Here is a 20,800-nt window from a genome sequence, read left to right on the forward strand (position 1 = left end):
ATGAGTAGCGCAGAAACCACGATCGTTCCTCGAGCCATGAGCCCAGAGGCCGCGCTGGCATTCCTCGCCGATTACGTCCCGCATCGCTTTCCGGACGCAGATACGGCGCTTCTCGCCGGCTCGACAGCGACTGGCACCGCCCAGCCGGGCTCGGACCTCGATCTCGTTATCGTCTACCCGAAGCTGGATGCCGGTGCATGGCGAACCACCGAGCGGGCCGACGGCGTCCTGATTGAAGCATTCGTCCACGACCTCGGTACTCTCGCCTATTTCCTCGAAGACCTCGACCGCGCCTCCGGGCTGTCGACGCTAGCCAACTTGGTGCGGGACGGTCTTCCGGTCCCCGGCATGCCGCAACGTCTGTTGTCAGACGCAAAGGCAATGGCGGACCGTGTGCTTGCCCTCGGTCCGCCAGCCATTGATCGCGAGGCGATCGACCGCAGGCGATACCTGATCACAAATTTGCTGGATGATCTCGCCGGTCAGCGCCCCTCCGATGAGCGCCTTGCGATCGCCACCGAACTTCATAGGGCCTTGGCCGACTTCGTCCTGCGTGCTGCCGGCAAGTACGGCGGAAATGGCAAGGGCATCGCCCGTGCCCTTGCTGCGCATGATGCCCAGTTTGCTTCCGCCCTCGAAACCGCCACCATAGAGGTGCTGGCATCTCGCGGCATGAGCGATCTGCAACGCGTCGTGGAGACGGCCCTCGCTCCCCATGGTGGCCTTCTGATGGAGGGCTATACAGCCCACGCTCCCGCCCATTGGCGCCGCTTGCCGGATTCCGTCTGAAGCCTCATCCGCGCACCAATACTCCCCTTGTGCCGCCTCCCATACAATCGGCTTTCGCATTTGCAACTGGCGCGAAACGCCCTCTGTGCTAGCCTCTGCTGTCCGCCAGCCCGGAGCGCCTATGCCGCTAGCCGAATATTTTGACCCGCTTTATGCCCTGTCCGGCCTTTTCGTCGGCGCAATCGTGGGGCTGACGGGTGTGGGTGGCGGCTCGTTGATGACCCCCCTGCTGATCCTGATGTTCGGCGTTCATCCCGCGACTGCCGTTGGCACCGACCTGCTCTACGCGGCGGCCACCAAGGGTGCCGGCACATTGGCGCATGGCTTCAATCGTGCGGTCGATTGGCGGGTCGTCGCGCTTCTCGCTGCTGGCAGCGTTCCTGCCGCTGCAATAACGGTCGGCTTCTTGTCGATGACCGGCGTCGACAGCAGCGCTGCATCCCACATCATCTCGACTGTCCTCGGGTTTATGCTGGTCGTCACGGCCCTCGCTACCTTCCTGCGCCCGCAGATCGTCGCCTTCGCGCACCGCCGGAGCGAACCGGGTGAAACCAGCCAGCTCGGTCTCACCATATTCACCGGCGCAGTCATCGGCGTTCTGGTTTCGATATCCTCGATCGGCGCCGGCGCCATCGGCGTTACGGTGCTTCTGCTGCTCTACCCGAAGATGTCGACGGTGCGCGTCATCGGGTCCGACATCGCCCACGCCGTGCCACTGACCCTCGTCGCTGGCGCCGGCCACTGGATCATCGGCTCGATCGATTGGCCGATGCTGTCATCATTGCTGGTCGGCTCCATTCCCGGCGTCCTGATCGCCGGTCACTTCGCGCCCAGAGCCAACGATCTGATACTGCGCTTGCTGCTCGGCACCGTGCTGGCCGTAGTCGGCATTCGCCTGCTCATCGCCTGAGGCACACACCACTCCAAGCGGATTTAACAGTCTCGATCAGGCACTTGCCGGCATCACCGGATTCTGAATCAGAACCTTAAGAGGCGTTGCGCAGAGGCTTTGCCGCCCGCTCTGCCCCGGCGAAATATGCATCCACATGCTCAAGCGCGGCAGCGACGTCAGCGTCGCCGACATCGAGGTGCGTCACCCAGCGTTGCTGCCCGTATCTGCCGGTAATCGCAACACCCTGCTTATCGAGATAGGCGCGCAGTCCATCCCCCACGGCAGCATCGGCGTCGACAAAGATGATGTTGGTATCGGGCATCGTCACCCGCAATTGCTGATGCCTGGCGAGTCCCTCGGCAAGCGTCCGGGCGCGCCGATGATCATGCGTCAGCCGCTCGACATTATGTTCAAGCGCATAAAGCCCGGCTGCGGCGAGCACCCCCGCCTGGCGCATGCCTCCGCCAAGCATCTTGCGCATGCGCCGCGCCTTGCCGATCAGTTCGCCCGAGCCGGAAAGCACCGACCCCACCGGGGCCCCCAGCCCCTTCGACAGGCACATCGAGACGGTGTCGAACTGCGCCGTCAGCGTCTTGGCACTCACGCCCAGCGCCGTCGCCGCATTGAACAGGCGCGCGCCATCGAGATGCAGGCCAATCTTGTGTCTCCGCGCGATTGCTGCCACCTCGTCCATGTAGCGCATTGGCAGCGCCCGCCCGCCGATCGTGTTCTCGAGCGCGATAACTTTCGTTTCGGCAAAGTGTGGATCGTCTCCGCCCGAGATCGTGGCCTCGATCAGTTTTAGGTCCATCCGTCCATCCGCCAGATGCGGCAGCGGCTGCGGCTGCAATGAACCAAGAACGGCCGCGCCCCCGGCCTCATATTTGTAGCAATGCGCCTCTGCGCCGGCGATGAAGGCATCGCCGCGGCCGCAATGGCTGACAAGTGCCAACAGGTTCGACATCGTGCCGGACGGCACATAGAGCGCCGCCTCCTTGCCCAGCATGCCGGCAACATGGCGCTCCAGGCGATTGACCGTTGGATCATCGCCGAACACGTCGTCGCCCACCTGCGCCTTAGCAATCGCCTCGCGCATCCCGGCGTCGGGCCGGGTCACGGTATCGGAACGGAAATCATGCAGAATATCGGTCACGGTGCACCTCTGTCGGCTGGTCGCACTGCCATAGCACTGGCAGCCCACCAGCCTCAATGTGGTCGTGGCTCTTCGGCAATCGGCGCCCCACGCAAGCGCACGCCAGCACCACTTTCATCGCAGGCAAACGCAACAATCACCTTCTTGCATGCCTGCTGCGACAAAATCACTGCTGGCCGGATCGACTTTTTTCTGTAGGCTGCTTTCCTGTAGCCTGACGGCTTCTCTAATGTTCCGCCCAGAGCGGAATCCACATATCCGACCACGACCTCACCCCGGCTGCGCACCCCTTCAGCGCGGGCGTTTTGTGCTGCGAATCGCCAGTTGTACACCTTCTGATTTCGGGTTAATGTTTGGCATCGAATATTACGGCCGACTGAACTGCCTTGGCATCTTGCCGACTGCTGACGTCACTATCCGATAATTCGATAGCATGAGGCGGGCGCGCTGCCGGCCTCGCAACAGCAGACGCCAAAGGATACGAACATCATGGCAAGCGGTACGGTAAAGTGGTTCAACGGTCAGAAGGGTTACGGATTTATCCAGCCCGATGAAGGTGGTGCGGACGTTTTCGTACACATCTCCGCCGTTCAGCGCTCCGGCCTCAATGGCCTCGACGAAGGCCAGAAGGTCAATTACGAGATCGTCAAGGACAAGCGCACGGGCAAGTCGGCAGCGGACAATCTCACCGCCGCCTGATCGCTCCGCGACCGGTTTTTCAAGGGGCGCCTTCCGCTGGAGGGCGCCCTTTTTGATTTGAGTTGACAGTGCAAATCACCGTCGAGACTAGTACGCCCGCGCCATATTGCGGCCCGAAACTTTTCGCTCTAGTACTTTGCGATCGAATATTGCGGCGGTCACACTGACACGCAGTCGATCATTTGGAGCGTGAGGGACGCTCCTGATGCTTGAGGACTAGACGAGGGACGCAGAATGGCATCTGGCACCGTGAAATGGTTCAACGGTCAAAAAGGCTTCGGCTTCATCCAGCCGGATGAAGGTGGAGCAGACGTTTTCGTGCACATCACCGCAGTGCAACGCTCGGGGCTGAGGGGCCTCGATGAAGGCCAGAAGGTGAGTTACGAGATCGTTGAGGATAAGCGCACCGGCAAATCCACAGCTGATAATTTGTCGGCAATGTAGTCGGAGGCGCGCTATTGGCGAGGAGGAAGGCACGTTTCCCCCTCGCCTGACACACGGACCTTCGCCGCCACATAGGGGCGCGCTCTTGCAAAGCGGTGCGAATGTCCTATCTCGAAGGCGGGCACGCTTGACCGCCGTGCCCACGCGGGGCAGTTTAAGTCAATTCCCTGAAAGTTTGCCTGACTTGGAGCTGATGCCCCAGGCGGGAAACTTTTGTATGCCGAAGCCTACGGAGGCAAACGATGGACAAGATCCCGATGACGACCGCCGGCCATGTTGCGCTGAGCGCGGAGTATCAGCGGCGCACGTCCGAAGAGCGCAAACGCATCATCGAGGCAATTCAGGAAGCGCGCGCCCATGGCGACCTTTCCGAGAATGCCGAGTATTCAGCTGCCAAGGAAGCGCAGAGCCTCAACGAGGGCCGCATCCAGGAGCTCGAGGCAATTCTTGCGCTCGCCGATGTCATCGACGTTAAGAAGCTGGGCGGCCCGACCGTCAAGTTCGGTGCCACGGTCACGTTCCTTAACGAGGAAACCGAAGAGGAAAAGACCTACCAGCTCGTTGGCGATCCGGAAGCGGACGCATCGGCAGGCAAGATCTCCATCTCCTCGCCGATTTCGCGCGCCATGATCGGCAAGGAAGAAGGTGACACTTTTGAAGTTGCTGCGCCCAGTGGCGCCCACAGCTACGAAATCATCAAGGTCGCCTATATCTGATCGGCTGGTGGACCGGCCTGGGTACCGGTTCACCAATGCCGCTTCGGCATAGTGTCGCGGTGTGCCGGTTTGCCTTGAATCGCAGTCGGCACCCTTCATAATGAACGCCAAATGCGCGTCGCAATTCGAGGGCCACAGCATGCACGCCAAGGTCATCATCGTTGGTTCAGGACCTGCCGGCTACACGGCGGCAATATACGCAGCCCGTGCCATGCTGGAGCCCGTGATGATTCAGGGTCTCGAACCTGGCGGCCAGCTCACCATCACCACCGATGTCGAGAACTACCCTGGCTTCGCGGATGTCATCCAGGGGCCCTGGCTGATGGAGCAGATGAAGCTGCAGGCGGAACATGTCGGCACGAAGATGATCAACGACGTCATCGTGTCGGTCGATCTCGACAAGCGCCCTTTCGTCCTCACCGGCGACGGCGGCGAGACCTATACCTGTGACAGCCTGATCATCGCCACCGGCGCACAGGCAAAATGGCTTGGCCTGCCCTCGGAAGAGCATTTCCAGGGCTTCGGCGTGTCGGCCTGCGCGACGTGCGATGGCTTCTTTTACCGCGAGAAACACGTCATCGTTGTCGGCGGCGGCAACACCGCGGTCGAAGAAGCGCTGTTCTTGACCAACTTCGCCTCCAAGGTAACCGTCGTTCATCGCCGCGATCATTTCCGCGCTGAACGCATCCTGCAGGATCGCCTGTTCCGCAATCCCAAGTTTGAAGTGCTGTGGGACACCGAGCTTCAGGAAGTGCGCGGGGCCAACATGCCGCGCTCGGTCGAGGCTGCGGTGCTGCACAACCGGGTCACCGGCGAGACCACGGAAATGCCCGTCGACGGTGTTTTCATCGCCATTGGCCATGCCCCCGCCACGTCTATTTTCGAGGGTAAGCTTGACATGAAGCCCGGCGGGTACCTCAAAGTGGTGCCCGGCACCAGCCAGACGAATATCCCGGGTGTTTTTGCTGCGGGCGACGTGACCGACGATGTTTACCGCCAGGCGGTCACTGCAGCCGGAATGGGGTGCATGGCGGCATTGGAGGCCGAACGGTTTCTGGCCGAACACGAACTGGCCGAAGCTGCGGAATAGAGGGGACGAACCGACGGTCGTTTGAGGAGGCGGCCCCGGTTCCAATAAACATAGAAAGCGTCCAGCCATGCTCGACTGGGACAAGCTCCGCATTTTTCACACGGCTGCGGAAGCCGGCAGTTTCACGCATGCGGCTGAAAAGCTCGGCATGAGCCAATCCGCCGTTTCCCGCCAGATCTCCGCGCTCGAGGATGATCTGGGGCTGAAGCTGTTCATCCGCCATGCCCGCGGCCTTGTGTTGACGGAGGTCGGGGAACAGCTGTTCGGCACCGCCCACCGTATGCACTGGGAACTGCAGCAGGTCGAAACCCAGATGTCCGAGAGTCAGGATGTGCCGACCGGCCCCCTGATCGTCACCACAACGGTGGGCATCGGCTCCACATGGCTTGCCTCCCGCATCGACGAGTTCCTGACGCTTTATCCACTCATCCAGCTCGAGATTCGTCTCAACGATTCCGAGCTCGATCTCGCCATGCGCGAGGCAGACGTCGCCATCCGGCTGCACCGGCCCAACCAGTCCGAGATGATCCAGCGCAAGCTGTTCACGGTGCACAACCACTTCTATGCGTCGGAGCGCTATATCAAGGAGCACGGGTCGCCGAAGAGCATCGATGATCTCGATAATCATCGCATCATCAGTTTCGGCGAGCCTGTCCCTTCCTATCTCGGCGACATCAATTTCCTCGAGCGTCTCGGACGAAGCGACAGCACGCCGCGCCGTGCCGCCCTCAAGGTCAATGCCATTTACGGCATGATGCAGGCTGCGCATGCCGGCATCGGCATCGCCATGCTGCCCGATTACGTGACCGAGAAGGCAGACGGGCTGGTGCAGGTGCTGCCGGAAATCGAGATCCCCGAATACGAGACGTATTTCGTCTATCCGCCGGCGCTCAAGAGCTCGAAACGTGTCGGTGTTTTCCGGGATTTCCTCGTCGCCAAATCGCGCGAGTGGAGCTTCTAGGCAAACCTGCTCGACCGTTCTGCCGCAACACTAGGACGCCGAAGCGCCCGGGTTCTGCCGCTCGGAATCGCCCCGCGAAGGCAGGATTCGCCCAACCCGTAAGCTGCACGTGCTGAAACTAGGCGCACCAAGCCCAAGAAATCAGCAAAATCGCGCTGCTTTCACGCTAGAACAAAACCAACAAGTCATTGATATTATTCATGAAATGGTGAAGCTTCCCGAACAGTGCATGGCTGGCATGTTACTCGCGGGATTGCATACCGGGCGAGTCGTGAATATTTACGCATCAACACAGCGAGCGCTCTCCTCCTCCCTCCCTGGCGCTCCCTGCGTTCCCTCCTTGTGAGGCTTTTGCCTCGCACCTTTGGGCCTCGCTCTCCCCTCGAGCGAGGCCTTTTTTCTTTCCGGTTCCTTTTCCGTTCGACGCGAGCATCTGCTCTGCCACCGAGCACGTGCGCATGGCGCATGGCTGGCATGTGAACCCGTCTCTTGTGAATCCCGGCTGCCGCCAGCATATTCCAACTGTCGCTGAGACGGAGTTCTTACCTCCTCCTCCCAAGAGCTCCTGCTCTCGCGATGACTGAGTTGAGACCGTATCCTCCTCCCACGGTCAATGCTCGTACGGACAGGCGCGAACTCCTCCTCCCTCGTGCCCTGTCCGCCACTTTCGATTTGGCGAAAGCCCGATCATCAAGGCTCCAGCTTCGGCTGGGGCCTTTTTTTCACCACCTATGCTGCTTTTGTGTGCAACCGGACAGAATGCCGCTGCATTATACGCATGGCTGACATGACGGAAGATGCATTGCTGACCAGGCGGTCAAAATTTATATCTGTACGTGTCGCTGCGGTGACCCCGGATCCTCCTCCCCCGGACCAGCCGCTGACAACCGGGTGCTAACCGAATCCTCCTCCCTCGGTGAACACCCCCCGGCAGACCAGCGTATCCTCCTCCCACGCGAAGTCTGCCACCACTTTCGATTTGGCTTCGGCCCTATCATCAGCCCCAGCTTCGGCTGGGGCTTTTTTTATGCCGGATTTGCATGGCTGCCCTGCCCTCCACGCGTTTGTCGCCGTGGCGGTGCGGTTCCATATTAGAGGCGACCGGATGCCGGGCGGTTTGCCCCGCTCGACCTCGCAGGTCAGCCTTACCGGCAGACCTCCAGAGAACCCTGTCCAGCCCGCTGGACAGGGTCTTTTTTCGCCTACCGAATGGCGTCACAGAACGCCTGGATGCGCGCCACGGCCGCCTCGAGTTCGGCATTGGCAGCCGCATAGCTCAACCGCATGTGTCCTTCGAGCCCGAATGCGCTACCGGGCACCAGGGCCACGCCCGTCTCTTCGAGCAGCGCCATCACGAAATCGGTGTCGGTCGCAAGGCTCGTGCCCTGCCCGCTCGTCCGCCCAAGGTGGCGCTTGATCGAGGGAAAAGCGTAAAACGCACCCTCCGGCGTCAGGCACTCGAGCCCGGTGCCGTCGGTCAGCCCGGCCACCACCATGTCTCGCCGCGCCTGAAACACCGCACGCCACTCATCGAGAAAGCCCTGCGGCCCGTTCAGCGCCTCGACCGCCGCCCATTGCGAGATCGAACTCGGGTTCGTGGTCGATTGCCCCTGAAGCGTCGTCATCGCCTTCAGCAGCGGCCGCGGCCCCGTGCAATAGCCAATGCGCCAGCCGGTCATTGCGTGCGATTTCGAAACCCCATTCATCGTCAAAGTCCGTGCCATCAGCCGCGGCTCCACCTGCGCAACGGTCGCGAACTTGCGCCCGTCATAAACCAGCGCCTCGTAGATATCGTCGGTCAGGATGTGCACGTGCTCATGCCGCATCAGCACGTCCGCCAGCCCACGCAGCTCGTCTTCGCTATAAGCGGCGCCGCTCGGGTTCGAAGGGGTGTTCAGCAGCACCCATTTCGTCTTCGGCGTTATCGCCGCATCGAGCCCCTCTGGCGTCAATTTGAAGCCTGTCGAGGCATCGGCATGCGCAAACACTGGCTCGGCGCCGCACAACCTTGTGATTTCCGGATAGCTCACCCAGTACGGCACCGGTATCACCACCTCGTCACCCGCATCGAGCGTCGCCAGCATTGCATTGAAGATGATCTGCTTGCCGCCCGAGGAGACAAAGCAATCCGCCGCCGTCACGTCCATGCCGTTGTCACGGCGAAACTTGTCCGCCACCGCCGCCTTCAGTTCCGGAATGCCGTCGACATTGGTGTACTTGGTTTTACCCTCGTCCATCGCCCGGCGTGCCGCCGCCTTGACGTTGTCCGGCGTGTCGAAGTCCGGCTCACCGGCTGACAACGCAATCACGTCCTTTCCGGACCGCGCCAGCTCGCGCGCCTTCTGGGTGATCGCGACCGTGGCCGATGGCGCGACACGCCCCAAAGCCTGCGACAGAAAAGCCATGCGTATCCTCCACTGCTGAACGCAGCAGTGATAGAATGCGTCAGCGTTCGGCGCAACGCGGCGTCAGGATCTGTCAGGCGCCGATGCCCTGCTGGATGCGAAGGGCCACGCCCTGCACCCGCCAGCCATCCTCCTCCAGCCGCATTTCGTAGATGGCGCTGAACAGCCCAAGTTCCGGTCCCACCAGCAGCACCTCCTGCAAGGCACCAATCTCGCCGATCTGGGTGAATTTGCCGAACGTGTGCGAGCGCGATCGTGCCAGCGGCTCATAGCCGGTGGCCAGGATCGCCCTGTAGAACAACTCCGGATCATCGAACTGGGCCTTGAACCCGGCTCCCGCAAACTCAAGCGCAGCCTCGGCATCCGCCGACCGGAATGCCTCGAGCTGGCCGGTAATCGTCGCCTGCCACGGCGTCTCGTTCGCCGGCTCTGCCTCCTGGGCGAAGGCGCTCACACTCATCAAAATTGCAATGAAAACAACTGACAGCCACCGCATGGCTCTCTCCCGCTGCAGGGTGCGGCACCCCCTCGGTGCCACATTCCCGCCGCCAAATGGTACTGCCATCTCCGCGTTTCGTCCGAATTGCGCGCGCATTCCGGTGGTCAACTCAGTTTCATCGCAGACGACGAGGACCTGGCGACGATCCCATGCAAAAGACTACGTCACCTAAGCGGAAAAGTTTCAGAGTTCTGGCAATCGGCACCTCCACGATTGCCGGCTTTGGTGCGGCCGCCGCCTTGCTGTCGGGCGTAACGCCCGCGGCAGCCGCCGCCACCATTGCCCGCGACCCGGACGCTCAGATCATGGCGTTCATGGTCCCGCTGACCCTTCTCGTCTTCGCGGTCCTGTTCGAGGTTGCGCGCTTTGCCTTCCGCGACAGCCTCCCGGCGGAAACCCCCATCCGCCGCACCCCTCGTCGCCCTTGGCACTCCCAGGGCGGCGAGGGTCCCCTCTCCTAAAGAGTGGTTTCCTGACCGAAGTGACTACGGCCGGCAGCAATGCCGGCCTTTTTTGTGCAAGCCGAATGGCTGAATTCGTCCTCGTTTCGGTCACCGGAGCCGATCGAGCAACTCACGAAGCCTCCGCGATCACGGATCACTCGGATTGACGTGCACAAGTTCGTACACATACGACCTGTTGCCTTTCTTGCTCACCCAGTCGCCTTGTGGTGGGCAGTCGGCCGGTTGATCTTCGGGCAGGACATTCCAAGGCCGGCCCGCGACGACTTGATTTTCGTCATCCCAAGCCACCCAGCCAAGTCGGCCCTTAAAAACGATCCACAAATCACGGTCCGCCCGCTTAAAGCCCAGTAGGCCATCAGGACGATCCGCTCTGGCAAAACTGTAGACCAGATCATCAGTCTGCCGTCGAAGTTCGAAATTGGTGCTCATGAATTGATTGTTCCGCAGACCGTTAGGGACAGCGTTTGAGCCTGACCGCAATTTAGGGGGAGCGTCGACTGTCCATGGGGCCGAATGCCTGATGTCATCTCGGCGAGGGATCAGGTCCGTTGAATATCTTGAGCCGCAAAGGCAATCTTGAGCGAAACCCCGCGTTCCGCGGGTTCGAATGCTAAGTCGGCCCCCAGTTCCAGACATATAATTCTGGCGATTTGCATGCCTAGCCCGCTTGAGTGTGCATTGGTGCTGTGGCCAAGCCCAACCCCGTCGTCGCAGCAGTGAAGGCGAACAAGCCCATCAGCCTCAGTGTCGATGGTTACAGAAATCGTGCCAATTTTTTGGTCAGGAAAGGCGTGCTTGTATGAGTTGGTAACGAACTCATTGATCAGTGTCCCAACCGCCACCGCCTGACGCGAACCCGTAGTCACAGGGGCTATCGACACCGATAGCTTTACATTCTCAGGGGCGGCCGATCGAAGATGATCGCAGAGGCTGTCCACATAACGGTCTAGAGCAACGTTCGGCCCGGCATCCGCGAGGTAGAGCTGTTCGTGCAGCGTTGTTACAGCCGAAATCCGATTGTCTGTAGCCGAAAGGGCGCTGCGTGCTTCGTCTGATTTTGCCGCGCGGGCTTGAAGCTGGATGTAGGAGGAAAGCGATTGCAGCGAGTTCTTTACGCGATGATCCACCTCCTGCCGAAGCAGCTTTGCCGCCTTGAGCGCCCTGCGCATCTCGAGTTGAGCCATCACTTGCCGCGCCAACACGCGCAAGGTGTCGCGTTGCAAAGGGCTTAGGGATCGGGGCTGGTAGTCGAGTACGCAAAGCGTGCCGAGGGGAAGACCATCTGGGGTTAGAAGTTGCGCTCCGGCATAGAAGCGCAAACCCGGCTCGGCCGTGCATAGCGGGTTATCCCTCATGCGCGGATCAGCCAGCGTGTCGTTGATTTCGACAAACTTGGCCTCAAGAATGGCATGCGAGCAAATGGAAGTGGCGAGGGGTGTCTCGCGTACGCCTAACCCTATTTCGGCCTTGAACCATTGGCGGTCCATGTCGATAATGTTGACCACCGATATTGCCGTGTCACAAATCGCAGAAGCGAGTTCAACGATATCGTCGAAATCCTTCTCCCGATCAGTGTCGAGTATTTCATAGGAATGGAGCGCTTGAAGTCGCTGTGACTGCAACGGATGTGGTTCAGCTTCCATGCTATTTCCGTTGGGTGACGTAGATTACCCCGAACTGTACCGAGTGCAGGTCCATCTGGAAAGTGCAGGAGACGGGCGCTATTGTCTATAGTCGAATGTCGGCTCACTCCACGTGCTGCTCCGTAGCCGACCGTGCGCTACCCACGCCATCCTCGCCATTGAGAAACAAGGAAGCGGGCGCCGAAAGGTCTTGGCCGGTTCCGACCCCATTGTGGTCTATTAGCGTCTCGATCGCCGCGTCCAAAGCGGACTGAATGTTAGCCGTCAGCGGACCGCAGTTATCGCTGCCCAGTTGGTAGGCTGATCATCAAACCCCGAACCAAGCCACTCTTCCAATTCTATCTGAGCCCACGGTCCAGCAGATTCCCAAAGAGCTGTCAGCTCTGCGGTATCAAGGTAATTGTAGTACCGTCCTAGGCTGTCCACGCCTTCGTTTGATCCCACCTTGAAGCTTGCCCACACCACGCCGTTCGAGCGAATGGCGGTATATATCTTACGTAACACTGAAGGGAGGTCCGTTCTGGGAACGTGAAGCAAGGACGCAGCGGCGTAGATGCCGTCATATGCTTCTTGAGCTGCCAACTCCTCGAAGCGCATAGTTCGAACAGTCTGGCCAAGATAACTTGATGCAATGGCCGCAAGCTCCGTTGAGCCGTCCGTGGCGTCTACCACGAAACCTCTCTCAATCATCACCTTCGCGTCTTTTCCACTCCCTGTACCCAGTTCCAGGATGGAGCCTCCGGTACGAACCTTGGACAGGAAGGGCAACAATCGCGAATTCACGCTGCCATCGGCTGCGTAAGCTACAGCGTTTGCATCGTAGAAGTTGACGGGATCCGTAGGCAATCGACGCTCCACCACAAGAACTGAATTAAGCTTGGAAATAGGCACAGTTCCAAGTGTCTTGGCCAGACGGCATTATCTCACAGGAAGCGAAAGTGTCCGGTTGTGCTGCAGGATGACCATAAGCGGTGTGGCAGAAAACCACCACCTCACTGCCGCTGGTTGCAGAAGCTGACGCCGTCCGCCTTTCTGATGGTAACATCCGGCTCTGAATTGCCAGGGGGGACACGCAGATCACGTCTGATCCTGAAATGTGGATCCGTGCAGGTAGGGTCGAAGACCTGCCGGTGCTCGTTGATCTCCAGCGCCGCTCTGCGCTCGTCGGCTATCCTGAGCCAATTCGCGGGTTTTTGGCCTCCCAGCCTGAACTCATTGTGCAGAGCTTCCGGCACGAGTGGTTCACTGCTGATCAGGTAAGAGTAGCGACGAAGGGGGATCACATTGTCGGCTTCGCGGTCCTAGAACGAGCCGGCCCTCATGAGGGAGAAATAACTGGCCTGTTCGTAGAACCAGCTCACTGGAGAACTGGTGTTGGAAGCGCGCTCGTTGACGTCCTCGTCGCAATGGCATCTCAGTCCGGGGCAACAAGGATCTCGGTTCTGGCCAATCCGCTGGCGCTCGGCTTCTACGCTGCTACCGGCTTTGTCCATGACCGCTACGTAGATATGCCCAATGCACCTGCAGTACAGCGGCTGATCTTGGAAGTTCATCGGAATACCAAGATGCGCAACCACGAGCGTTTGCTCACCGATGGTCACAGTAAGAAGCGGTAAGGCGGCTCTCAACCCTAAACCGGCTCATCGTCCGCCGACAAAGCACTTCGAAAATACCCGATGAGCCAATTGCTGAACCGCTCGTCGCCGGTTCGCAAATCATTTCGAAATAGCCTCAGCCATCCTCACCAATCGGTCGCCATGGCTTCTTCAACCTGCTCGTCCGTCCAATCTGCCGGCACCCAGACACCGACCTGTTGACCCTCTTGCTCAACGACCGCATGACGCATGCGGGTTACGCCCGAGGCCCCCGGGCTTTCGTCATGGTCGTATTCGGCGTGCTCGTGCGAGAACGCCTTGCCTTTACGGTCGCCGGAGTGAAGCCATTTGCCGGTGTAACTGTCTTTGCTGTTGCTCATGAAAACCTCTTTGCTGCCTCTCAACGCAGGGGAAGATGTGAGGCTCCATACACATACAGTGCTGCCGTGCGCCCAGGTGGCCCCGAGGCAGAGACCGACGGCAGTACCCTCCATAAGCCTCTGCGCCGCCGGGGCAGCATCCCCTTGGATAAACACGCCGATGCCAAACGCTTGCGGCACGTCCGTGTTCAGCAGAGCCAAGCCTTGATCACCGTTGCAGGTAGGTGCAAATCACGAAAAGCCCCACCGCATCGTTGAGAATCCGCGCGCGAATCTTGGTGACCGCAACAACACCTCGACCTAAAAGGCCTCCTGCTGCTTTTGGCTGAGTGCGGGAAACCATATGACGTGGGACACGGTCGAGACCTGGTTGACTTATCTTCATCCTGACAAATGGTCGGGAGCACTGATCATCCTTGCGCTGTTCCTGATAGCCGGGTTGCTGCTGTCATATCTGCTTAGGCGGATGATCCGCCTTATCGTCGAGCGTGATCATGACAACCGTCTTGACAAGATGTCGGTCGGGTTCCTTTCGAAAGTCGCGAGCGCCTTTGTCTGGATCATGATTGTCATGCTCTACGCGCACCTGATCCCGGCGCTCGATAAGCTCGCCACCGCTCTGCTTGCAAGCGTTTCGGTCGCCTCCGTTGTGTTCGGTCTGGCCGCGCAATCGACCCTGTCGAACTTTGTGGCAGGCTTCAGCCTGATCTTTTACCGCCCGTTCCGTCTCGGTGACAAATTGCAGATCAATGCCCCAGGCGGCGTCGAGACCGGCGTCGTTGAGGATGTGTCGCTGGGCTACACGATGCTCAAAACCTTCGACAATCGGCGGGTGATCATCTCGAACTCCTCCATTTCGAGCACCACGATGATCAACCTGTCCACCAAGGAACAGCGGACCATGGCCCTCGTTCCCATCTCGATCAGCTACGATTCCGACATCGATGCCGCACGTGCATTGATCCTTGAGATTGCCGGGACAGTGCCTGACGTGGAAGAGGTGGTTGGGTGCCCTGTGACCAATCTGGGCGCCTCGAGTGTCGATTTCAGTCTGCGCGTCTGGTGCGCGGATTCGGGTATCGCTGCGGGGGTCAAGAATAGCGTGCTGGAAGCCGTGAAAAAGCGCTTCGATTCCGCCGGCATCGAAATTCCTTATGCCTATCAGAACGTGCTCATCAAGGAGATGCCGAAGCAGGCTCATGAGGACGAGCGCTCCGCCACCGAGTGACGGCACCGTTCTGATTTAACGCCCCGACTACCGCAAAAGCCACTGGAACGTTTGGTGCAGGAATGCCTGGCCATTCGCCGTCACCGGCTGGCCGTGCGCGATGATCACCTTGTCCGTCGGCCACGCCAACACCGGACTGATTGCATCGCGCGCGACGCGCCGGTCTCGAAACGCCGCCCTGAACTTTCGCGGCACTGCCGGCGCGTCAGCCGTCATCAGGTCGAGCCGGGCCACCACTGCCCGCCAGCCGCGGAACCAACCCCGCGGCAAATGCTGGATCAGATCTCCAAACACGGCCGTGCGGCTCCCGCGGTGAAACAGCGCGACCTCTGTCGTGATCCGGTTCCCCCGAATAACCGCATGCTCGATCTCGCCTGCCCAAGCCGCGATCGGTTGCTCGCCGAAATCGACATCGAACCGGATGTCCGGGCGCTTCTCCGGCAGGCCGGGCGGCGCATAAACCACCGCATCCGGAAAAGCGCTCTGCCACTCGCCGAGAAAAACGTGGTGAAGCGAATTCGGCGGCACCAGATGACGCACAATTCCTAGTCTCTCAACCACCTCTCGCAAATCGCGCGTCAGAGCGATCGGAGACCAGACGACAAGCTCACCATGGCTCAGCCGGATGATCACCATCCGCGTCGGATACTGAAAGCCGGCTGCCCCAGTCACCGTCGGCCCCTCGACAGTCCAGATTTCCTCTCCGAACACTTCCAGCATCGCATGCGCCACTTTATGATTTATACAGATGTAAAATTATACAACTGTGTAAGTATGGCAATAGCAAAGCGCACGGAGCGCTCCCGCACCCTTATCCTTGATGCTGCCGATGAACTGTTCCGGGAAAACGGCTTTGCCGCGACCTCGGTGGAGCAGATCGCTCAGCGCGCCGGTCTGACGCGCAAAACCGTCTACAATCTCTTCGCCTCGAAGGATGCGATCGCGACACAGCTTATTGCCCGCGTCGAAGCGGTCGATGCCCCCTACCGCGATCGCATTGCGGCAAACGAAGACATGCGGTCCCTGCTTGTTGACGTGCTCCTTGATAGCGCCGGCTGGTGCCTGGCAAATCCGGCACTCGCGCGGCTGGCCTTGGCGCCGGTCGACCGCCCTCGCCTCGCCCCGCCCCCCGGTCGCCCCTCGTTTCAGCGCCTCGTCCGCGACATTCTCGTTCTCGGCCAGCAGCAGGGCGCGATCCGCGCCGATGAGAATGCTGACCTCATGGCGCTCATCCTGCTCGGCATTTACGGCCAGGCGATGCTCTCTGCCCTCGAAAGCGGCGCCATCACCGAGGTTGAAATCGCAAACCTTATCCGCATCGTTATCGAAGGCATCGGCGCCGCATCGCGGTGAAGGCCATCCACCACCAGCCGGTTACTGGTCGGCGTCGCGCTGTCGCCCACCGTGCGGCTGCGGCGCTGGCTTCGCTTGGGCTCGAAAATGCGGAAACCGCGTCGGAAACGGAAAGACCGGCTGATGCTCTGCCGTCGTCTCGTCAGTTTCGGCCCGTTTCAGCATTCGCGCATAAGCCCGCGCCAGTGGCGCTGCTGTTGCGCCATGCAACATGATGCTCAGCCCCACCGTCACCAGAATCGTTGTGCTGATATCGCTCGGGATCTGCCCCTCTGCCGTATCGCCCTCGAGGATCAGCAGCAGATAAAGGATCGAGGCCAGCCCGCGCGGCCCGAACCAGCCGAGAAACGCCACGGTGACCGGCATCAGCCGCGTGCCGAACAGGCTGATCGCCACCGGCACCATCCGGATCACCGTTAGCGACAGCACGGCATAAAGCACATGCTGCCACCCAAGATCGGCAAGAGCATCCGGCAACAGCACCGCGCCGAACAGCAGGAACACGATCAGGCTCAGCAATTGCCCTTCGGTTTCGCCGAAATCCTCGATCGCCTCGAGCAGATGGCGTGAGCGTGTGCCAACCACCATGCCGGATGCGAACGCGGCGATGAACCCGTTGCCGCCGGCAAGTTCCGCTCCCGCATAGGCCAGCAGCGCCAGGCTCAGCACCGAAATCTGCAGGAACACATGGTTCATCCACTGCCGGTCGGCGCACCGCTCCACCAGCCAAGCGCCGCCCCAGCCCACGCCGACGCCAACGATCGGTCCCAGCACCAGCTGTCCGGCGATGAACAGTCCCCACTCCGTCGCCGTGCGGCCCGTCCCCGCCTCGCTCGCCATCCCCAGCGACACGACAATCAGAAGAACCGGAAACGCCAGCCCGTCATTGAGCCCGCTTTCGACATTCAGCCCCTGCCGGATTCGCTGCGGCACCTTCTCGTTCGTCACCACCGCCTGCCCCAGAGCTGCATCGGTCGGTGCAAGGATGATGCCGATGATCGCCGCCATCGCGAGGCCAAGATGCGGAAACAGCCAATAGGCAATGCCGGTACCCAGCACCATGCACAGCGGCAGCCCGATGCCCAGCAGGCGCAGCGGCACGTCGTGGCTGGTATCGAGCCGCTTGACGTCAATCCGCGATGCGTCGGTGAACAGCGCCAGCACCAGCGTGATCTCGGCGATAGTGTTGATCGCCGCGTTCTCGATCGGCAGCCGGATCAGCCCAAGCACCGAGGCCCCCGCCACCAGCCCGAATAGCGTGATCACCATCGGCGCCGTGATGAAGCCGGATTCAGCCCGCCGCGAGAGCAACGCAAAGGCGAAAATGCCGAGCGCGATAACGAAGAGGTCGGAGCTGTTCAAATCTCATCCAGCGCGCTCAGGTTCGCCAAGAGCATAACCCCCGCGCCCCGACCCGGCAACGCACCGGACAAACACTCGCCCCTCTGGACAGCCCCTCCAGCACCTGTACGCTCGCCCCCCTTGATCCGGCCCGGGGACATGACGTGAAGCTTGCATCGGCGCAAATCCCCCTCACCCCGGATATCGCACGCAATGCCGCCGAGATCCGTCGCGTGATTCTCGCTGCGGCAGAAGATGGCGCGCGGCTGATCCTCTTCTGCGAGGGCGCGCTATCCGGCTACGTGAAGAACCAGATTCTGGAACCGGACCGATGGGACGCTTTCGATTGGACGCTGCAGGACCAGGAGCTCGCAGCCATTGCCGATTTATGCAAAAGCCTGAGTGTCAGCGCCGCGATAGGTGGCGTTCACCGCTTTGCGCCTTCAGCACGCCCGCACAACTGCCTCTATATCGTTTCGGCAGATCGCGATTTGCGCGCCCGCTACGACAAGCGCTTCCTTTCGCATACCGAGATCACCGATTGGTTCACCCCCGGAACCGAGCCAGTCTGTTTCGAGGTCGACGGTTTCGTTTTCGGCTGCGCCATTTGCATCGAAGTTCAATTTCCCGAACTCTTCATGCAGTACGAGCAACTGGGCGTCGATGCGGTGCTGTTCGCATCCTACGGCATTCCCGAACAGTTCCAGATCGCCTTGCGCGCGCATGCCAGTCTGAACTGCCTGTGGATCGCCGCCGCCACTCCGGCGCAGGAATCACCAAAGGGGCCCGCCGGCATCATTGGCCCAGATGGAAACTGGGCCGCCCGCTGCCCCGCCGGCAATATCGCAACCTACACCATCGCAACGCTCGACCGCGGTGACCCGAAATACCAGATCCCCCTCCAAAAGGCCCGCCCCTGGCGCGCCCTCGCCCGCAAGGGTGAGATCTATCGCAGGAGCATTGGTGATGATGAGGCAGCGCCTTCTGCGTGAGCGGCGAACGTAAGAACGACAACGCTGCTGGCCCGCGCTTCGCACCGCCCCCTGTTGTGGCGCTGCAACACGCAAAAACCTCAGCCTTGGCGTATCTCGCGCGGACGCTCCTTTTGTACTAGAAGCTCCCCCATGAACAGAATTCTGGTTCTCATCGCGATCATTCTGTTCGGTCTCGGCTCCATAACCGGACCGAGTATGGCTGCCAATGTCGCGAGTGGACATTTCTGGTCCGTGGCGGAATCGAACCTTTGTCTTGAGCCCTCGTCCACCCATGCGGAAGCTGCAGAACTTCGGCCCTGCTCAAAAAAGTTGAACGGTCACGCCGTTTTCTGTCCGCAGCCCGCAGCCATTTTGCCGGTAATTGCTATAGGCATGATTGCATCAATCACTGCCGACTTCGTCCGGCTCGCTGATGACGCGGTCGTGGATCCTGCCGATGGCAGGTACTTTCGACCGCCCCGCATGGCCTAGGCCGCCGGCGCCCGAAAGCTCGGCAATTCCAGCAATGATCGAGTCTATTTGAGAGGCAGTCACAACGACTGCCGCGAGCACCTATGATTTCCAATACAATGTCGCGCCGGCAGATGATGCTGGGCGCATCGAGCCTGGCCGCCATCGCTCTAGCGGGCTGCGCGTCCACGACACCAGGGCCCTCTGCTCTGTCCCCAGCACCGGCTGTGCCCGAAATCCCTTCGGACATATTGGCCATGTATGCAGCAGTACCGGATGAGCGTTTCTTCATTCCCGCAGCTGATATCCACCTTGTCGATCCCATCTATTGGCGGCAGGAGGTTGAGAACAAGACTGGCGAAAAGGCCGGCACGGTCGTGGTGGATACGCCCAACCGGTTCCTTTACTGGACCATGCCAAATGGACGAGCCATGCGCTACGGCGTCGGCATCGGGCGTGAGGGTTTCGCCTGGCAGGGTCGAGGTCATATCGCCTATGGTCGCGAATGGCCGGTGTGGACGCCACCAGCAGAAATGATTGCTCGTCAGCCTGAACTGGAGCCCTACCGAAACGGCATGGAGCCGGGCCTCGAGAACCCGCTCGGGCCGCGGGCACTTTACATCCATCAAGGCAACCGAGACACACTCTACCGCCTGCACGGCAACATGGACGCCCGGTCAATTGGCCAGGCGGTCTCAAGCGGTTGCGTGCGGCTGCTATTCCAGGATGTGATCGATCTTTACGAGCGGGTCACCTGGGGCGCTGAAATCGTCGTGGTTCAGTAGCGAACATGCCAGGAAGCCGGGCATCCCGGCTTCCTGGCCAAACAACCGGAATATTCGCGGCGTATCGCGTGCATCTGCACACCTTTGGCTTCTGGCGGGCATCTGGATTGAAGGACACCCTACCCCTTCTCCGCCACCAGCACCGCCATCTCCTTTTTCGCCTCCAGCACTCCGCCCCCGCGCGCAAACGCCTCCTCGATCCGCGCCCGAAAATCCGCCAGTTCAGCCGCCTTCGCTGTCTCGCCGGGCGGGTGTGAGGTAAGCGCCAGGAAGACGTCCTCCTTGTCGGTAATCCGCATCCGCGCAGGGTGCACCGCAAGCTCGACATTGCCGAAGCGCTCGCGCAACAGCCGCTCCGCGATGTCAATGCCAAAGACGTCCGCCACAGGCTCGATCGGCGTGCCGCCAAAGGCCGTGGTCAGAGCGTAAAGTTCTGGCATATTGCCGGCGCCATTCGTCGTCACCACCATCCGCCCGCCGGGGCGCATCACGCGAAAGCATTCGGCGATCGCCGCCGCAGGGTCCGGCACATGGTAGAGCATGTGCATTGCGACGACGATATCGAAGCGCGCGTCTGCGAAGGGCAATGCCGCTGCATCGGCCTCCATGCCCTCGATGTGGTCAAAGCCAAGCGCCGCGCAACGCTCCAGCGCCTCGCGCACCATGCCCGGCGATTTGTCAGCAAGCGTCAGCGACAATCCCTCGGGCAGTTGATCGGCGGTGTTTGCCCAGAACCAGCCTGGCCCGCAGCCAATATCCAGCACCGTCTCACCACCGTGCAGCCCCATGTGCTGCGCCACCCATTGGAACCAGCCGATCTCGGCAATTGTGTAGCGCCCCTGCAGCCGCGCCCGTGCCTCCAGCTTCTTGCTCGTGCCGTATTGGTTCTCGTTGTCGCCGCTGAGTTCAGTCATACCA

24 protein-coding genes are annotated in these 20,800 nt (G+C 60.6%); 14 read left to right on the top strand and 10 right to left on the bottom strand.

Going from position 1 to position 20,800, the window contains the following annotated elements; all coding sequences use genetic code 11:
* Positions 1–789, top strand: coding sequence for a nucleotidyltransferase domain-containing protein (locus tag IE127_RS04885; protein WP_189423915.1), 789 nt, complete (start codon positions 1–3; stop codon positions 787–789).
* A 121-nt stretch (positions 790–910) separates the two neighbouring features.
* Entirely contained in the window at positions 911–1,699 is a 789-nt protein-coding gene (locus IE127_RS04890) for a sulfite exporter TauE/SafE family protein (protein ID WP_189423917.1), read from the top strand.
* 76 nt (positions 1,700–1,775) lie between these two features.
* Here IE127_RS04890 and ltaE read toward each other — a convergent pair whose 3' ends face one another.
* Positions 1,776–2,834: a low-specificity L-threonine aldolase gene (gene ltaE / locus IE127_RS04895; protein ID WP_210310419.1), complete on the bottom strand. Its 1,059-nt coding sequence runs from the start codon at positions 2,832–2,834 to the stop codon at positions 1,776–1,778.
* 489 nt (positions 2,835–3,323) lie between these two features.
* On the opposite strand from ltaE, the gene IE127_RS04900 reads away from it, so the two are divergent.
* The 5 genes from IE127_RS04900 to IE127_RS04920 all read left to right on the top strand — a co-directional run bounded on the left by IE127_RS04900 (position 3,324) and on the right by IE127_RS04920 (position 6,744).
* Positions 3,324–3,533, top strand: a complete 210-nt coding sequence (locus IE127_RS04900; protein WP_189423919.1) for a cold-shock protein — start codon at positions 3,324–3,326, stop codon at positions 3,531–3,533.
* A gap of 234 nt (positions 3,534–3,767) precedes the next feature.
* Positions 3,768–3,977 (top strand): cold-shock protein, encoded by a 210-nt coding sequence (locus IE127_RS04905; protein ID WP_189423921.1) that lies wholly within the window; start codon positions 3,768–3,770, stop codon positions 3,975–3,977.
* 242 nt (positions 3,978–4,219) lie between these two features.
* On the top strand, positions 4,220–4,693 hold the full coding sequence (greA, locus tag IE127_RS04910) for a transcription elongation factor GreA (RefSeq protein ID WP_189423923.1): 474 nt from the start codon (positions 4,220–4,222) through the stop codon (positions 4,691–4,693).
* Between the two features lie 139 nt (positions 4,694–4,832).
* Positions 4,833–5,783 carry a thioredoxin-disulfide reductase gene (gene trxB / locus IE127_RS04915; RefSeq protein ID WP_189423925.1) on the top strand — a complete coding sequence of 317 codons (951 nt, stop codon included), beginning with the start codon at positions 4,833–4,835 and terminating at the stop codon, positions 5,781–5,783.
* Between the two features lie 67 nt (positions 5,784–5,850).
* On the top strand, positions 5,851–6,744 hold the full coding sequence (locus IE127_RS04920) for a LysR family transcriptional regulator (RefSeq protein WP_189423927.1): 894 nt from the start codon (positions 5,851–5,853) through the stop codon (positions 6,742–6,744).
* A gap of 1,202 nt (positions 6,745–7,946) precedes the next feature.
* Here the strand turns inward: IE127_RS04920 and IE127_RS04925 are convergent.
* Both IE127_RS04925 and IE127_RS04930 read right to left on the bottom strand, forming a co-directional pair.
* Positions 7,947–9,149 carry a pyridoxal phosphate-dependent aminotransferase gene (locus IE127_RS04925; protein ID WP_189423929.1) on the bottom strand — a complete coding sequence of 401 codons (1,203 nt, stop codon included), beginning with the start codon at positions 9,147–9,149 and terminating at the stop codon, positions 7,947–7,949.
* Between the two features lie 73 nt (positions 9,150–9,222).
* A complete protein-coding gene (locus tag IE127_RS04930; protein ID WP_189423931.1) occupies positions 9,223–9,645 on the bottom strand; it encodes a DUF4864 domain-containing protein in 423 nt (140 codons plus the stop codon).
* Positions 9,646–9,797: 152 nt separating this feature from the next.
* Here IE127_RS04930 and IE127_RS04935 point away from each other — a divergent pair, with 152 nt between their 5' ends.
* Positions 9,798–10,109 (top strand): hypothetical protein, encoded by a 312-nt coding sequence (locus IE127_RS04935; RefSeq protein ID WP_189423933.1) that lies wholly within the window; start codon positions 9,798–9,800, stop codon positions 10,107–10,109.
* Between the two features lie 129 nt (positions 10,110–10,238).
* Here IE127_RS04935 and IE127_RS04940 read toward each other — a convergent pair whose 3' ends face one another.
* The 3 genes from IE127_RS04940 to IE127_RS04950 all read right to left on the bottom strand — a co-directional run bounded on the left by IE127_RS04940 (position 10,239) and on the right by IE127_RS04950 (position 12,601).
* Entirely contained in the window at positions 10,239–10,541 is a 303-nt protein-coding gene (locus IE127_RS04940) for a hypothetical protein (protein ID WP_189423935.1), read from the bottom strand.
* A gap of 110 nt (positions 10,542–10,651) precedes the next feature.
* Positions 10,652–11,755 (bottom strand): sensor histidine kinase, encoded by a 1,104-nt coding sequence (locus tag IE127_RS04945; RefSeq protein ID WP_189423938.1) that lies wholly within the window; start codon positions 11,753–11,755, stop codon positions 10,652–10,654.
* A gap of 264 nt (positions 11,756–12,019) precedes the next feature.
* Positions 12,020–12,601, bottom strand: coding sequence for a class I SAM-dependent methyltransferase (locus IE127_RS04950; RefSeq protein ID WP_189423940.1), 582 nt, complete (start codon positions 12,599–12,601; stop codon positions 12,020–12,022).
* Positions 12,602–12,849: 248 nt separating this feature from the next.
* On the opposite strand from IE127_RS04950, the gene IE127_RS04955 reads away from it, so the two are divergent.
* Positions 12,850–13,371: a GNAT family N-acetyltransferase gene (locus IE127_RS04955; protein ID WP_189423942.1), complete on the top strand. Its 522-nt coding sequence runs from the start codon at positions 12,850–12,852 to the stop codon at positions 13,369–13,371.
* A gap of 125 nt (positions 13,372–13,496) precedes the next feature.
* Here the strand turns inward: IE127_RS04955 and IE127_RS04960 are convergent, their stop codons facing one another.
* Positions 13,497–13,730 (bottom strand): hypothetical protein, encoded by a 234-nt coding sequence (locus IE127_RS04960; protein WP_189423944.1) that lies wholly within the window; start codon positions 13,728–13,730, stop codon positions 13,497–13,499.
* A gap of 343 nt (positions 13,731–14,073) precedes the next feature.
* Between IE127_RS04960 and IE127_RS04965 the strand changes: the two genes are divergently transcribed.
* Positions 14,074–14,958 (top strand): mechanosensitive ion channel family protein, encoded by an 885-nt coding sequence (locus IE127_RS04965; RefSeq protein WP_189423946.1) that lies wholly within the window; start codon positions 14,074–14,076, stop codon positions 14,956–14,958.
* A 27-nt stretch (positions 14,959–14,985) separates the two neighbouring features.
* Here IE127_RS04965 and IE127_RS04970 read toward each other — a convergent pair whose 3' ends face one another.
* Positions 14,986–15,678 (bottom strand): DUF4336 domain-containing protein, encoded by a 693-nt coding sequence (locus IE127_RS04970; RefSeq protein WP_189423948.1) that lies wholly within the window; start codon positions 15,676–15,678, stop codon positions 14,986–14,988.
* Positions 15,679–15,732: 54 nt separating this feature from the next.
* Here IE127_RS04970 and IE127_RS04975 point away from each other — a divergent pair, with 54 nt between their 5' ends.
* Complete coding sequence (locus IE127_RS04975; RefSeq protein WP_189423950.1) at positions 15,733–16,311, top strand: TetR/AcrR family transcriptional regulator; 579 nt, start codon at positions 15,733–15,735, stop codon at positions 16,309–16,311.
* A 21-nt stretch (positions 16,312–16,332) separates the two neighbouring features.
* Here IE127_RS04975 and IE127_RS04980 read toward each other — a convergent pair whose 3' ends face one another.
* Positions 16,333–17,673, bottom strand: coding sequence for a cation:proton antiporter (locus IE127_RS04980; protein ID WP_189423952.1), 1,341 nt, complete (start codon positions 17,671–17,673; stop codon positions 16,333–16,335).
* A 143-nt stretch (positions 17,674–17,816) separates the two neighbouring features.
* Between IE127_RS04980 and IE127_RS04985 the strand changes: the two genes are divergently transcribed.
* The 3 genes from IE127_RS04985 to IE127_RS04995 all read left to right on the top strand — a co-directional run bounded on the left by IE127_RS04985 (position 17,817) and on the right by IE127_RS04995 (position 19,882).
* Positions 17,817–18,644, top strand: a complete 828-nt coding sequence (locus tag IE127_RS04985; protein ID WP_189423954.1) for a carbon-nitrogen hydrolase family protein — start codon at positions 17,817–17,819, stop codon at positions 18,642–18,644.
* Between the two features lie 132 nt (positions 18,645–18,776).
* Entirely contained in the window at positions 18,777–19,118 is a 342-nt protein-coding gene (locus IE127_RS04990; protein WP_189423956.1) for a hypothetical protein, read from the top strand.
* Positions 19,119–19,201: 83 nt separating this feature from the next.
* Positions 19,202–19,882: a L,D-transpeptidase gene (locus IE127_RS04995; RefSeq protein ID WP_189423958.1), complete on the top strand. Its 681-nt coding sequence runs from the start codon at positions 19,202–19,204 to the stop codon at positions 19,880–19,882.
* 119 nt (positions 19,883–20,001) lie between these two features.
* Here IE127_RS04995 and IE127_RS05000 read toward each other — a convergent pair whose 3' ends face one another.
* Positions 20,002–20,796: a class I SAM-dependent methyltransferase gene (locus IE127_RS05000; protein WP_189423960.1), complete on the bottom strand. Its 795-nt coding sequence runs from the start codon at positions 20,794–20,796 to the stop codon at positions 20,002–20,004.
* Between the last annotated feature and the right edge of the window lie 4 nt (positions 20,797–20,800).

This window comes from Devosia pacifica (genome assembly GCF_014652635.1).
In the GTDB taxonomy this organism is placed as follows: domain Bacteria; phylum Pseudomonadota; class Alphaproteobacteria; order Rhizobiales; family Devosiaceae; genus Devosia; species Devosia pacifica.

What these genes read in the sequence shown, in the direction of transcription:
- IE127_RS04940 (WP_189423935.1), bottom strand. Translation starts at nt 10,541, where the DNA reads ATGAGCACCAATTTCGAACTTCGACGGCAGACTGATGATCTGGTCTAC.
- IE127_RS04970 (WP_189423948.1), bottom strand. Translation starts at nt 15,678, where the DNA reads ATGCTGGAAGTGTTCGGAGAGGAAATCTGGACTGTCGAGGGGCCGACG.
- IE127_RS05000 (WP_189423960.1), bottom strand. Translation starts at nt 20,796, where the DNA reads ATGACTGAACTCAGCGGCGACAACGAGAACCAATACGGCACGAGCAAG.
- IE127_RS04920 (WP_189423927.1), top strand. Translation starts at nt 5,851, where the DNA reads ATGCTCGACTGGGACAAGCTCCGCATTTTTCACACGGCTGCGGAAGCC.
- IE127_RS04890 (WP_189423917.1), top strand. Translation starts at nt 911, where the DNA reads ATGCCGCTAGCCGAATATTTTGACCCGCTTTATGCCCTGTCCGGCCTT.
- trxB (WP_189423925.1), top strand. Translation starts at nt 4,833, where the DNA reads ATGCACGCCAAGGTCATCATCGTTGGTTCAGGACCTGCCGGCTACACG.
- IE127_RS04900 (WP_189423919.1), top strand. Translation starts at nt 3,324, where the DNA reads ATGGCAAGCGGTACGGTAAAGTGGTTCAACGGTCAGAAGGGTTACGGA.
- IE127_RS04960 (WP_189423944.1), bottom strand. Translation starts at nt 13,730, where the DNA reads ATGAGCAACAGCAAAGACAGTTACACCGGCAAATGGCTTCACTCCGGC.
- IE127_RS04990 (WP_189423956.1), top strand. Translation starts at nt 18,777, where the DNA reads ATGAACAGAATTCTGGTTCTCATCGCGATCATTCTGTTCGGTCTCGGC.
- greA (WP_189423923.1), top strand. Translation starts at nt 4,220, where the DNA reads ATGGACAAGATCCCGATGACGACCGCCGGCCATGTTGCGCTGAGCGCG.
- IE127_RS04965 (WP_189423946.1), top strand. Translation starts at nt 14,074, where the DNA reads ATGACGTGGGACACGGTCGAGACCTGGTTGACTTATCTTCATCCTGAC.
- IE127_RS04885 (WP_189423915.1), top strand. Translation starts at nt 1, where the DNA reads ATGAGTAGCGCAGAAACCACGATCGTTCCTCGAGCCATGAGCCCAGAG.
- IE127_RS04935 (WP_189423933.1), top strand. Translation starts at nt 9,798, where the DNA reads ATGCAAAAGACTACGTCACCTAAGCGGAAAAGTTTCAGAGTTCTGGCA.
- IE127_RS04955 (WP_189423942.1), top strand. Translation starts at nt 12,850, where the DNA reads ATGTGGATCCGTGCAGGTAGGGTCGAAGACCTGCCGGTGCTCGTTGAT.
- IE127_RS04930 (WP_189423931.1), bottom strand. Translation starts at nt 9,645, where the DNA reads ATGCGGTGGCTGTCAGTTGTTTTCATTGCAATTTTGATGAGTGTGAGC.
- IE127_RS04925 (WP_189423929.1), bottom strand. Translation starts at nt 9,149, where the DNA reads ATGGCTTTTCTGTCGCAGGCTTTGGGGCGTGTCGCGCCATCGGCCACG.
- IE127_RS04905 (WP_189423921.1), top strand. Translation starts at nt 3,768, where the DNA reads ATGGCATCTGGCACCGTGAAATGGTTCAACGGTCAAAAAGGCTTCGGC.
- IE127_RS04995 (WP_189423958.1), top strand. Translation starts at nt 19,202, where the DNA reads ATGATTTCCAATACAATGTCGCGCCGGCAGATGATGCTGGGCGCATCG.
- IE127_RS04975 (WP_189423950.1), top strand. Translation starts at nt 15,733, where the DNA reads ATGGCAATAGCAAAGCGCACGGAGCGCTCCCGCACCCTTATCCTTGAT.
- IE127_RS04945 (WP_189423938.1), bottom strand. Translation starts at nt 11,755, where the DNA reads ATGGAAGCTGAACCACATCCGTTGCAGTCACAGCGACTTCAAGCGCTC.